The organism is Rhizobium sp. A37_96 (genome assembly GCF_053521765.1).
The window spans coordinates 31,607-44,324 of sequence record NZ_JBNWDS010000017.1 but is presented as its reverse complement, the minus strand read 5'-3'; the positions used below and the strand labels follow the sequence as shown (position 1 = coordinate 44,324).

At 60.0% G+C, this 12,718-nt stretch carries 7 protein-coding genes; 2 read left to right on the top strand and 5 right to left on the bottom strand.

The genetic code is table 11. The annotated features are described in order from the left end of the window. The first annotated feature begins 78 nt into the window (after positions 1 to 78). Positions 79 to 969, top strand: a complete 891-nt coding sequence (locus ACQZ6J_RS28875) for a LysR family transcriptional regulator (protein ID WP_449086528.1) — start codon at positions 79 to 81, stop codon at positions 967 to 969. A gap of 355 nt (positions 970 to 1,324) precedes the next feature. Here ACQZ6J_RS28875 and ACQZ6J_RS28870 read toward each other — a convergent pair whose 3' ends face one another. The 5 genes from ACQZ6J_RS28870 to ACQZ6J_RS28850 all read right to left on the bottom strand — a co-directional run bounded on the left by ACQZ6J_RS28870 (position 1,325) and on the right by ACQZ6J_RS28850 (position 9,196). Continuing rightward, positions 1,325 to 2,353: a helix-turn-helix domain-containing protein gene (locus ACQZ6J_RS28870; protein WP_449086527.1), complete on the bottom strand. Its 1,029-nt coding sequence runs from the start codon at positions 2,351 to 2,353 to the stop codon at positions 1,325 to 1,327. A 152-nt stretch (positions 2,354 to 2,505) separates the two neighbouring features. Next, positions 2,506 to 3,933, bottom strand: a complete 1,428-nt coding sequence (locus ACQZ6J_RS28865) for an ATP-binding protein (protein ID WP_449086526.1) — start codon at positions 3,931 to 3,933, stop codon at positions 2,506 to 2,508. 48 nt (positions 3,934 to 3,981) lie between these two features. Next, complete coding sequence (locus ACQZ6J_RS28860) at positions 3,982 to 5,796, bottom strand: ATP-binding protein (RefSeq protein ID WP_449086525.1); 1,815 nt, start codon at positions 5,794 to 5,796, stop codon at positions 3,982 to 3,984. Positions 5,797 to 6,009: 213 nt separating this feature from the next. After that, entirely contained in the window at positions 6,010 to 6,309 is a 300-nt protein-coding gene (locus ACQZ6J_RS28855; RefSeq protein WP_163993157.1) for a putative quinol monooxygenase, read from the bottom strand. 106 nt (positions 6,310 to 6,415) lie between these two features. After that, positions 6,416 to 9,196 carry an ATP-binding protein gene (locus ACQZ6J_RS28850; RefSeq protein ID WP_449086524.1) on the bottom strand — a complete coding sequence of 927 codons (2,781 nt, stop codon included), beginning with the start codon at positions 9,194 to 9,196 and terminating at the stop codon, positions 6,416 to 6,418. 359 nt (positions 9,197 to 9,555) lie between these two features. Between ACQZ6J_RS28850 and ACQZ6J_RS28845 the strand changes: the two genes are divergently transcribed. Beyond that, a complete protein-coding gene (locus tag ACQZ6J_RS28845; protein WP_449086523.1) occupies positions 9,556 to 12,417 on the top strand; it encodes a winged helix-turn-helix domain-containing protein in 2,862 nt (953 codons plus the stop codon). Positions 12,418 to 12,718 lie beyond the last annotated feature (301 nt).

Below are 12,718 nucleotides of genomic sequence, written 5' to 3'. Positions count from 1 at the left end.
TGTGTAGGCTTGTTCAGCTGCATTGAAAAAGACTTTGTAAGTTGGTAGACATACCTCTGAAGCATGGAGTCTATCGTCATGGAACTTCGTCACCTGCGTTACTTCATCGCCGTAGCCGAAGAGGGCAGCCTTACTCTCGCGGCGGAAAAGCGCCTTCATACCGCGCAGCCGTCCCTGTCGAGGCAGATACGGGACCTGGAATACGAGGTGGGAGTACCGCTGCTCCTGCGCAGCGCCCGCGGCATCGAATTGACCGCCGCCGGAAAGGCGTTCCTCGATCACGCCCGGCAATCCGTTACGGAAGCGGAGGCCGCCGTCGAAGCCGCCCGCAGGGCGGCGGAGCCGGACAAGCCGGTTTTCTCGATGGGATTTCTGACGGGGATGGAGGTCGAGTGGCTTCCGATCGCATCGCGCATCCTGCGCGACGAACTTCCCAATATCGAAATCAGGGTCGTCAGCCAGTATTCCCCCCAGCTCGCCGAGGATCTGCAGAGAGGCAAGCTTGACGTCGCATTCCTTCGCAACGAGCAGAAGCAGAACGTCGAATACCGGGTCGTCGCCAGCGAGCCGCTGGTGGTCGTTCTGCCGAGCGATCATCGGCTCGCTGCGGAAGACGAGATTGACCCTCGTGATCTGGTGGGCGAGATCTTCATCGGCATGTCCGACATCCCCCATGTGCTGAGGGGTGTCATAGACGGCTATTTCGCCAAGCTCGGTCTCGACATCAAACCCACCCATGTGATCGACAATTTTGCGATGGCCATCTCGCTGGTGGCGTCCACACGCGGGGTCTGCCTTCTTCCTGCCTACGCGGAAAACTTCCTGTCGTGGTCGGTCGTCAGCCGCCCTCTGAAGGGAGAAAGCCCGACCATCGATCTGATGCTGGGCTACAACAATCTGAACACGTCGCCATTGCTGCGCCTGTTCCTCACGCGGATGGAAAACCAGGCTGTAACACCGGCGCGGTAGGGTCTTGGATGAAGCCATTGCCTGACGGTTCCTTCCGTTAGAACGCCCCTGGAGGCTGGAGACATGCACCTCGTAGCGTCTCGCCCGCCGCAGCCATCGCGGCGAGACCTGTCGTTGCTGCCTTGGTCTAACACCCGCCCCGTTCCGGCTATTGGATGATTCCCGCCACTTTTGAGCAATCGTGCAGCGAAGCATCCGAAGGCTGAGGTGTTGGGTATGCAGCTGCCTGGATGCGGCAGGCGAAGAAAGCAGGACCTCGGGCAAAACCCGAGTCGGCATGCCGGTCGAGCTGAACTTTCACAGCGCCGGCCTACACGACAAGGGACGGTCCGACCGCACGCATCGAACCGCCCGCTCAGCCTGAAAACTCATAGTCGTACGGCGCGTCAACGCCATGCGCCGCAAGGGCCTTGTCCCGGATCCAGGCCAGGGGAGTGGTTCCGACAATCTTGCTGAACGTCCGGGTAAAATGCGCCTGATCGCAGAAGCCCAGGGTCAGGGCCACATGGGCAAGCGACATCTCTTTGCGGAGAAGAAGGGATTTCGCGGTCTCTATCCGTGCTTCGATCAGCCATTGATGCGGCGCTTTTCCCGTCGAAATCTTGAATGCGCGGCAGAAGTGAGCGACGGACATCGTGACAATTTCCGCAAGTTCGGAGAGCGCTGCGGTCTTTGCGATATTGTCCAGCATATGGCGCTGAACCTTTTGCAGCTGAAAGGGCGCCATGCCTCCGCGTGCGAGGGATCGCGGCTTCTGACGATGCGACCTGGCAAGCGCAATCATCATCGCGGATGCGAGCGTATCCCCGAAAAGAGAGTCGTCGGATAGCGACGACTGACATTCATGCGCAATTAGCTTCGACAGATCCATGAGACGCTGGTCGAGAAACATCAGCTTCGGAATGAGCTTTCCGGACGATCCCGTCACCTCGTCATAGACATCCTGAAGACGGCTTTCATCCACTTGAACGAGCAGGTGTCGAAGAAAACGCACCCTTTCCGATGTTCCCCCCGCCCGGAAGCTTTTCGGCAGAATGCTGACAGGTCCCTCGTTAAAACGCTCCAGATCGCTTTCCGGTCCGGAGCTTCCGGCGGCATCGACTACAAACTTGCCGCCCACAACCTCAAGGACGACGGAAATCCTTGCCGATGACGAGTCGATTTCCACTTTCATGGAATGCTCGGCCTCCACATAGTCGAGGGTCGCCGAGACGTGGCTCCATGTTCGTCTGTAGCGCTGCGTGATGACGCCGCCATGGTACACGACCGGATCTGTGGCAGACCAGCTTGGCGAACCTTCGGCCGACCGGAGAGGCAAGCCCGATTTTATCGAGGCCGGGTGGCCATCGGACGGAAGTGCCGTAGCACGAGCATTTGCCAACATGATGATAGTCCCTCGTCGCAACCTGGGGAGACGATCGGAGGAGGAGGGACGAAAAACAAATTATACGTTGTGAGAAAATGTGGACGCCATCGGCTCTTCCGGGCGCACCTGGCAATCGAATGCCAATGCAATCCCTCGATGGCCTTGGCAATTTACGGGACATTCGATCTTGCGATCGAAAGACGTCGGACATCGTTACCGAGCCTGTAGATTTTCGCGTCGCCTTCGATGTCGACCAACACCATCGACTTGAGGATGAGCGAAAGAAAACGATCAGGGAATGCAGCACGTTCGCTCGCCGTGCGCGCGCAGGCAGCAAACGCCGCATCCATTTCGAATGGGCCGGTAAAGACGGAGAGCCGACAAAGCACGTCCTTCTCTTCGTCGGACAGCATCCTGTAGCTCCAATCGACGTTCGCGCGTAAAGTCCGATGCCGGTCAGGCCGCGCATGGAGCGCTTCCAGGTCGAAAATTCCGTCCTCCTGGATATTTCGCAGGGCTTCGACACCGCCTCGCCTGCAGTGACTGGCGGCTATCTCGATCGCAAGCGGCAGTCCGTCCAGCCGCCTTGAAGCGTCCGCCACCATAATCCGCTCGGACTCGGAAAGCGATCCAGCATCCAGATGCCCCCGTATCAGCAGCATCTCCACGGACGGATAGGACAGAATCCGTGGCCAACTGGATCCGGCGAACGGCACCGCAAGCATCCCAAGCCTTCGCTGCCGTTCGCCGACCGTCATCAGCGGCGCTCTGCTGGTGGCGATCACGAACAGATCTTTGAACGATGCAAGCAGTCTTCGAGCCGTCTCTGCCGCGAAAATCGTGTCCTGCTCGCAGCCGTCCAGGATCAAAAGCGCACCGCCGTCGCTGCGCTGAGCCTGCAAAGACGCCATAGCGGTCGATATCATCCCCCGGCCATGGATTGCCGCGACGTTCACCACCAGGATGCCACGGGAAAACCGCTCGCGCAGACGGTCGGCGATTGCCAGAGCCAACGACGTCTTTCCCACGCCACCAGCACCGACGATGGTCAGGAAGCGATCCGATAGGAGCGTTCTGCCAAATGCCGCGATCTCGTCCTTCCGGCCCGCCAATTCCGTTTCCCGCCAGAACGAAATTTCCCGTTCGCTGTCCGGGTCGAGTGCCTTGATCCGCGCCTGCGTCTCCGAGGGCGCATCGAATCCCTCGCTTCCGTCGGGATATTTCTGGTGAACTTCCGCAATGAAGGAATAGCCTTTGCCCGACAACGCGGCAATGAACCTGCATTCGCTTGATTGGCCCAGGGCTTTGCGTAGCGGGGCGATGTGAAACCTGAGCTGAGAGGGATCCATCCTTCTGTCCGGCCACACTTTTCCGACCATCTCTTCGCTCGAGAGAGTTTCGCCTCGACGCTCCACCAGGCATGCAAGCAGATCGAACCCGCGGCCAGCGAGACGCATGGGCCTGCCGTCGCGCGTCAGCTCGCGGCGCAGCGTATCGAGTTCAAACGATCCGAAGCAGTACCGCATTCGCTCCTTTCCCAGGCAATCCCGATCGGCTTCCATGTTCGGCCGGGTTGATGCGGCATATCCGCCGCGCATATCATATCAACCGCGGCAAACTCCTCTTTGAATTGCCCCGGCACACCTCTAGCGCACCCGACCCGACGATCGGCAGGACGTGTCGCGCAACAATTTCGCCAGGCCGCCCCGCATTTCCTCGGTCGGATCATCAGCATAGTGGCGAACCGCCGTCAGCATCTTCAAAAGAGATGCTTCCAGATATTCGTTCGAGGGAGCGCTTTCGAAAATCAGCCGCGCGCGCTCAAGATAGCTCAGATAGTCACGTAGCAAGTCGAACTCCAGAAAAAGCACGCTTGCTGAGAGGCACAGTTTGATCGCCAGCTCGGGGTCGCCCCGTTCGGACAGGCACCAGTCGAGCGCAGTGTGAATGTCTCCGATCAATTTGGCGTACGCTTGCCGCCTGACGGCGCGATCTGCGCTCGGGTACGAAGCATCCAGGCGCCTCAGCTCCTCTTCGAAGAGAACGGCATGCAGGCGACGAGCCTCATCCTCCTCCCCGCTTTCACGCAGGCGCCGCAGGACGTAGACCCTGGTCGTCGCCAACAGGGAGTAGTTGTTGGTCTTCTCGGCCGCGTCAAAGTCAACCAGCGATTTCAGCACCAGCTCCGCGAGATCTTCGAAGGCTTCCCGCGCGGAAGGCGCATGCTTCGCCCCGACACAGACCGCCAGGCTTTCGGAAAAGGCGCCGTCGAATACCGACAGGCGACAAAGCATCCTCTGCTGCCTGACCGGCAGAAGTCCGAAGCTCCAGCCTTGGCTGGCCGACATCGATCGATGACGAGGCGGTATCCGTTGATGATGGCTGCCGACACCGGCATCGATTGCGGAGGTCAGAAGGTCCGATAGGCCTGAAAGGCCGAGATCCTGATACCTGGCGGCTGCAAGCTCAATCGCCAGCGGAAGGCCGTCGAGCCGGCGACATATCGCGGCGATCAACGACAAACGGCGTCTGTCGGCCAGCAGGGATGCAGCGATCTCCGATCTCTCCACAAACAGCGCAATCGAAGGACAGGAAAGAACCTCATCGATATCGACGCTGTCGCCCATCGCCGGCAGCGGCAGCGGCGACAACCGCCTGAGCCTTTCGCCGACAGCGCGTATCGGTTCACGGCTCGCGGCGAGGATGACGGCGGACGGCCGTTCGCTCCGTATCCGCTCCACGAGTGCCGAGGCGGTTTCAATGGCTTGCTCGCAGCTATCGAAGATCATGAGCAGCCGCTCATTCCGAGACAGGGGAGCCATCTGGCGCAACCAGTCAGCGGTCGCGGGGTCCAAGCCTGGAGCGGAAGCAACGCCTAAGCTGGGGCCGGGCCTCTCCATACCCGAGAAGTCGATGAAGGCGATCTTGTCGAAGACGTTGGCAAGCCGCGCTGCTACCGCCAGGGCAAGCGCTGTCTTGCCGACGCCGCCGGCGCCGATGATGGTGAGGAAGGATTCGCTCAGAAGGGCCTCGGCGACAGCCGGAACATCCGTTTCTCGGCCGAAGAGATGGGTCTGCTCATCGTCGGATCCCAGCCAGCGGAGGATGGGCCAAGCGCCCCCTTCTCGCTTCGCTATTTTTGGAATGTCGCCATGCGGCTTCTCCAGGCTGCCGGCAGCGCAACCCGGGCGAACCCTTTCGGTCAACATGTATCCTCTGCCTGCGACAGTGGTCAGCAAGGCGTGTTCGGGGTCGCCCAGCAGCCTTCTCAGCACCTTCATCTGAAATCGAAGTGCGCTATCCCCCACAGCCCTCCTGCCCGGCCACGCGCGCGCCACCAGTTCGGCATGCGTGACGACTTCCCCCGCCTTTTCGACCAGGGCAAGCAGAAGATCGAATGCCCGGCCGCCTATGGCGAGATGGACACCCTCGCGAGTGAGCCGGCGCGACTGTGGATCCATCAAGAACTGACCGAACGTCAAGCAGGAGAGCTCATGGCCATCGCCTATTCGTCCGGGGCGCCTGAGGGGAAGAGGCATCGGCGAGGAATCCCGGCGCTCGCAGGAGCTACCCTCTCCTGCTCCAAGCTTGCAGCTCGACGAGACCCGCAAAGAGAGCAGGGAAAGCTCCTCTGGCCGTCGGTCATCCGCGTCCATCTTTCATCGCCTCATCTGTCAAAGCTCCCGGAGCACATGCAGCGACAGCGAGTTGAGAAGCGCCCTTGATCCGGTCATGAAGGAACGAAGCGGGGCTGCCGTCTTGTGCGTCTTGAACGCTGCGTGGTTCTCCCATTTTTCGATGACCACGAAGGTGTCGCTTCCGAAACCCGGGTCGGTTTCGTCGGCATCTCCCATCGCGATATATTCCAGGCAACCAGGTTCCTTCCTCACGGCGGGCACTATTTCTTTAAAAGCCTTCAACAGCGCCTCGCGCATTCCCGAATTTGCAATGATGATGCTGATGACGTGGATCATTTAATCTTCCTCCAAGACCTGACTACCTACGATAGTGCCGGCCCCGAATTCATATTGAACAGATTTGATGCAAATGGGCGTCGATCGATGTTCCCGTCTTCAGGTGTCAGTGGACAGCGGCAAGTTGCGCACGCGCCGCTCGAAAATCCACGCTTTCGAAACCTTCTGCGAAAAGGGGCATGACGTCGGAAAGAACGGCCGCGGCTTCGAACGTGGCGCCGGTTTCCGCAAGGACTCGTGCAAGGCTCGTTGCGCATCTGAGCCGCCATGTGTCGTACCCTTGGCTGGTCGCCAGATTGAGCCCCTGGCGGAAAAATTTCATCGCCTCCGCTCTATCTCCCGACCTGCGAAGTTCGAGCTCGCCGCAGATCCGCAGCAGTTCGGCATAACACCAGCCGGGTGTGGTGTTCATGGCTTGACGCACCACCCAGTCGATGGCCATCTCGCCGCCCAGCACTGCCGTATACTCGGCCAGCACGCCTCCAATGCCGATCTTTGAAAGCAGCCCGGTGCGGTCATTCCGATTTCGAACTATGGCATCGGGCGAGGTCACTTCTTCATAGGCCTCCGCCCAGCGAAGCCAACGATAGAGCGCATGACGGGAAGCAGTCTCCGTCAGGAGAGCAAGATACGGCGCTGCTGCCGACGGCCCATTTGTAAGGTAGACAAGCGGAAATGCGGCGGTCCCCAGCGCATGACACAATGAAAGCGGATGATTGGCCGCCAGAGCATCATCGACGCAGCGCGATGCGAGAAGGGTTGCCTGGTCCAATTTGCCGGTGAGCCAGAGATGATTGGCAAGGGTAGATCGAAGCGTTACCTGGCGTTGATCGAATTGAGAACCGGCATTCTTGATCTGGGGATTGCCGTCTAGGGGATGGAGCGCGGCGGCAATACGGCGTTCGGCCTCCACCCTGTTTCCCGCATAGTGATTGCTATGTCCAAGGGTCCGGTTTGCCACATGCCGGGCATCTGGGCCCTCCAGCCTGTCGAAGTCCCTTTGCAAGGTCAGAGCCTTTTCATGTTCTCCCCTGAACAGGTAGGCTGCGGAAAGACCCGATATCGCCCGAAGCTCGTCTGCTATGCTACCCGCATCGCGGGCTGCCTTCAGGCTGAGTTCGAACTGCCCCGTCGTCTCGTCGCCGAGCGGAAAATCGTGGGAATGATGATAGATCGTCGCCAGGGCCGCATGCATCTTCGCGTCCGCGAGCCTGTCGGGTGCAGGCGATCTCCGGTTCACCTCCAGCGCCCGTTCGATAAGCGTGCGGTATTCGCCAATCAGCCCTATCGTCATGAACAGCACCGATCCCAATGCCGTCAACGTTACGCCGATTTGTTCATCTCCGGGGCTCGAGAACGCCCATTCGATCGACTGCCTCACCTCGGGAAGCTTGGAGCCATACTGCTCGAGCCACGTTGACGTCACGCCGTCGCTCCAGGCCGCCGCCGCCTCTTCCAGCAGGGAAACGCAGAACTCCGCGTGGCGGCGGTACATGAGCACCGCTTCGCCGTTTTCATCGAGTTTTTCCCGGCCAAACTCGCGTATCATGTTAAGCATGCGGCATCGGATAAAGCGGCCCTTGCCCACGGCCGTTATCAGCGACTTGGCGATCAGGCTGGCCAGGATGGCGCCGATCTCGCGGCCCAGATCGCCTCCGAGCCCTGTCACGTCGCAAGCAGCTTCGACCGTGAAATCTCCTGAAAAAACAGAGAGTCTCCGGAAAACCACCCCCTCGAAACCCGTTAGCAGGCCATAGCTCCAGCTGATGGTATTCCGCAACGTGCGATGCCTCAGTTCGCCGGGCAGGCGAACTTCTCTCAGCATCGGATAGATGGCTTCAAAACCCTCACCGAACCTGCCTAGGTCCAGATCGCCGGCGCGCGCAGCCGCGAACTCGATCGCAAGAGGTATACCCTCAAGATTTCGGCAGAGTTCGGCAATCGCCTGCGCATTTTCTGCGGAAGGTCGAAACACTTCGCTCCGCGCCGATGCCCTTTCGACAAACAGTTCGACCGCCGGAAAGCTGAAAATCTCCTCGGCCGTAAGCGGCTCTCCCAAGGGCGGCGTCTTGAGCGGCGGCACGCTTCTGATCAATTCCCCTTCCGCATGAAGAGGCTCGCGGCTCGTGACGAGAATATCGACGGCCGCCGCACGTTTGCGGACGGCCTCGACAAAGACCCGTACCGCCGGCGCAAGATGCTCGCAATTGTCCAGAATAAGCAACGCCGCGCGGTCTTCGAGGCGGGAAAGAACACTGTCAATCGGATTGTCCGAGAACGAGCTGAGGCGGAGAACAGAACAAAGCTCTCCGGCTATCTGATCGGCCTTCTGCAGCAGGCCGAGATCGACGAAGTGAACGCCATCGGCATAGTTGTCCGAAATCTCGTCAGCGATTGCGAGAGCCATCGTTGTCTTGCCCACCCCGGCCGGCCCGGAAAGCGTCAGGAGATGAGTGGCGGCCAGCTGGATCGATGCCGCACGGGTAAAAGCCTCGCGTCCGATAACCCGGGTCCTGGGTGAAATTCGTGGCGGCGGCGCAGGCTGCGCCAACGACGCGCCGGGATCGCGCCGCAGCATGGCGTCGGATGCAAGAAGATAGCCTTTTCCGGGAACATTGACGATGAAGCCCCGCTCGCTTTGCTGCTCGCCCAGCGCCTTCCTCAGGGCCGCGATATGAACCCTCAGGGTGCCGACATCCAAGTGCATGCCGGGCCAGACCAGCCTTCCGATTTCGGAAAGCGTGACCACGCTTCCCCGCTTGACCGCGAGTGTCGTAAGAACATCGAAGGCGCGGCTACCGACCGGTACCAGCTGGCCGTTCTTCTCCAGAATCCGCCTTGAGGCGAACAATCTGAACGGTCCGAACGAAAGGTACTCCTCGGTCATCTAGGTCACCGTCATCTCCAATGCGTCCGCCGGCTTTGGTCGCGAGATCGAAATGCCAAAGCCAGCCACCCAAAAAGGCCTGCGGACGCGACGATCGCAGCCATCGGGCGCTCTCTCGAACGGTGTCGCCCACCATGCGCCTTCCCCGCCGCGACGACCTCGTTTTCAGGCCATCACATATTGATGCGAAGTCGGCTCAGGGCGAAATAAATAGCTGTAAATTTTCTCTTTTCACTGCAAAGATTGCCAGTAAATGCCGGGTAGACCGCTGGATTAGCGGGCGGAGACTATGGTCTGGAAAGGCTTTGCAAGTTAGGACGTGCACTTGTCCCAATGCGTTCGTCTTTTAGGAGAGTTTAGTGCCGGGAACTCAGAATATACCTCGCACGGCGATGCTAAAATTCGGTCCCTTCAAGCTTCTGCCGATGCAGAGATTGCTCATAAAAGACGACATGCCGGTCAGGATCAGCCCGCGTGCGTTCGATATACTGACAATGCTCACCGAGCGTAGCGGCCAGATCGTTGACAAGCAGGAACTCTTGAAAAATGCCTGGCCGAAGACACTGGTCGGCGAGGCGAACCTGCGTGTCTACGTGGCGGAGTTGCGCAAGCTCCTTGCGGCGGCCGGCATCGAGGACGCCATCGGAAACGTCGTCGGCCGGGGTTACCAATTCAAGGCTCCCGTCGAAGAAGCCGCGGAAGCAGCCACCTTCCTCGCCAACGGATCGGAAGGCATCGGCCTTCCGGTTGCCCTGTCAAGGATGTTCGGGCGCGCGGACGTTGTCGACACTCTCTCGGCCCGTGTGTCGCGGCATCGTCTTGTGACGATTTCCGGCGCCGGCGGCATTGGCAAGACCACCGTGGCGATCGCCGCAGCGACCTCCCTTGCAAGTTCCTATCGGGACGGCGCCCGGTTCATCGACTTGACGCCGGTTTCCAACGCCAGCCATGTCCCCGCTACCGTCGCCTCGGCGGTCGGGATCGTCGCTCTGTCGCACGATCCTGTCCATGACCTTCTTGCCCACCTCAAGAACAAGCATCTGTTGATCCTGTTGGACAATTGCGAGCATGTCGTCGAGATTGCCGCCAAGCTTGCGGAGGAAATACTGAAGGCGGCCCCGATGGTGAGGATCATCGCGACGAGCCGCGAGCCTCTCAATGCCGAAGGCGAAGTCATCCTGCGTCTGTCGCCTCTGCAGGCACCTCCAGTCGGGGACATGCTGACCGCGGCCGAAGCACTCGCCTTCCCATCGGTCCAGCTGTTTGCCGAACGGGCGGCCGCTTCGCTCGATAATTACCAGCTGACGGACGCGGAGGCACCGGTCGTCGCCGACATATGCAGGAGACTTGATGGACTCCCGCTCGCCATCCAGCTCGCGGCAAGCCGTGTCGATGCGTTCGGAGTGTTCGGTCTCTTCAAGCTGCTCGACGACAAATTCAAATTGATGATGCAGGGCGCCCGTACCGCCGTTCCACGGCATCGGACACTCGGCGCCACGCTCGACTGGAGCTATGGCGCGCTTGCCGAGACGGAAAAGGCGGTGCTGCGCAGGGTTAGCCTTTTCGCGGGTCACTTTACGTTGAGAGCCGCGATCGCCGTGGCATCAGGTCCGGATATCGGCCAGTCCATATTGGTGGATGATATCGCCCACCTCGTCAGGAAATCTCTGATCGTCGCTGAATTCGGGCATGCGAACGCAAGATATCGTCTGCTTAGCACCACGCGGGCATATGCTCAGGAGAGATTGGCCGAAAGTGAGGAGGTCGATCAGTTCTCCTTGCGCCATGCCGAGTATCTTCGACAGATAACGGACCAGGTCGTAGCGGAACAGGGACCCAGGTCCGGGCAGGAATGGCTCCTTGCCTATGCCGACCATATAGAGGACATCCGTCTGGCTCTGAATTGGGCTTTCTCTCCCGGCGGCGCTGCCGAAGCTGGCGTGGCTCTGACCATTTCTGCCATCCCTCTATGGATCGATCTCTCCCTGAACGAGGAGTGCCGCCTTTGGGCCGAAGCCGCGCTTTCCAGGCTCGACCCACACGGCGATCGGGATTCGAACGAAAAGCTGCGGCTTTTTTCGGCCGTTGGCGGCGCGTCGCTCTATACGCGCGGTTCGGCGCCGGAACTGACCGCCGCGTGGACGTCCGTGCTGAAGATCGCCGAAAGAATCGGAGAGGACGACTACCGATTGAGAGCGATGTGGGGACTGTGGTCAGACCGAATAAACCATGGGGAGAACCGGGCTGCGCTCGACTATGCCAACCGGTTCGCAAGAAGCGCGGCAAGCTGCGGAGACCCTGCCGCCTCGGCGCTGGCTGATAGGCTGCTGGGATATTCCTTTTATCTTCTGGGCGAACAGGACCTGGCCAGAAAGCATACCGAGCTCATGCTGGCGCACTATACCGCGCCCCCGGATCGCTCGCATATCGTACGCTTTCAATTCGATCAGCAGGTAATGGCGAACATCGCTCTGGCCAGCATAATGTGGCTGCAGGGATTTCCGGACAAGGCGGTCTCCATTGTCGAAGCGAACGTCGACAAGGCAAAGGACGTCGGACATGCGCTCTCTCTGACATATGTTCTGGTTCAATCGGCGGTCCCTGTTTCTCTCCTTGCGGGTGATCTCGAGGCGGCGGACCGCTATGTGGACATGCTTGCCCGTCAGCCGGTGCGGCACGCCGCCGAACCATGGGCGCGATGGACCCGATGTCTCAAAGGGGTGCTGCTTATGAGACAAGGCGCGTTGCAGGACGGGCTGGACGTTCTAGGGAGCGCACTCGAAACGTTTCCCGAGCACTCATTTCATATGCGCTACATCGGCTTTCTGGGAGAACTCGCGATGGGGCTTGCCCGCGCGGGAAAAGTCGAGGAAGGCATCGCGGTCGCAGACCGAGCGATTTCCGCAGCACTGCAAACCCAGGAACTTTGGATCCTTCCGGAATTGCTCAGGATCAAGGGAGAGATCCTCGCCATTCAGATCGAGAGACCGGCAATTGCCGCCATCGAGGAGCTGTTTTCCGAAGCCCTGAGGCTGGCCGGGCGGCAGAACGCCTTGTCGTGGCAGCTGAGGGCGGCAAGCAGCACCGCCCGGTTTTGGCAACGCCTCGGCCGGTTTCACGAGGCTCGCGACCTGCTGGAGCCAATCTACGCCAGATTTACCGAAGGCTTCCTCACCGGCGACCTGAGAGAGGCTCAGACGCTCCTCGCAAATCGAGGCTGAGACCGCCCAATTTCGACGGATTTACACAGTGGCGCTTGTAGATCGGCGATGTATGCGCCTCGCCTTCGTCACCACCCGGCGGCGGCAGGGCGTTCCGAACGCGTGGACTGGAAAACGGTGCACTTGTTCGGTCAGGATTCTTCTAAAAGGCTGATTTTCGACAATAGCCCGCCCGTCACCCGACTAGGGTTTCCCTATCAGGAAACCGCGAGCCTTCGACGGCCGCATCGTCAGGGGCTCGGCAATGCCATTGATACGCTTTGACAGCGTCGAGGTGCGCTTGCCCGACCAGATCCGGAGG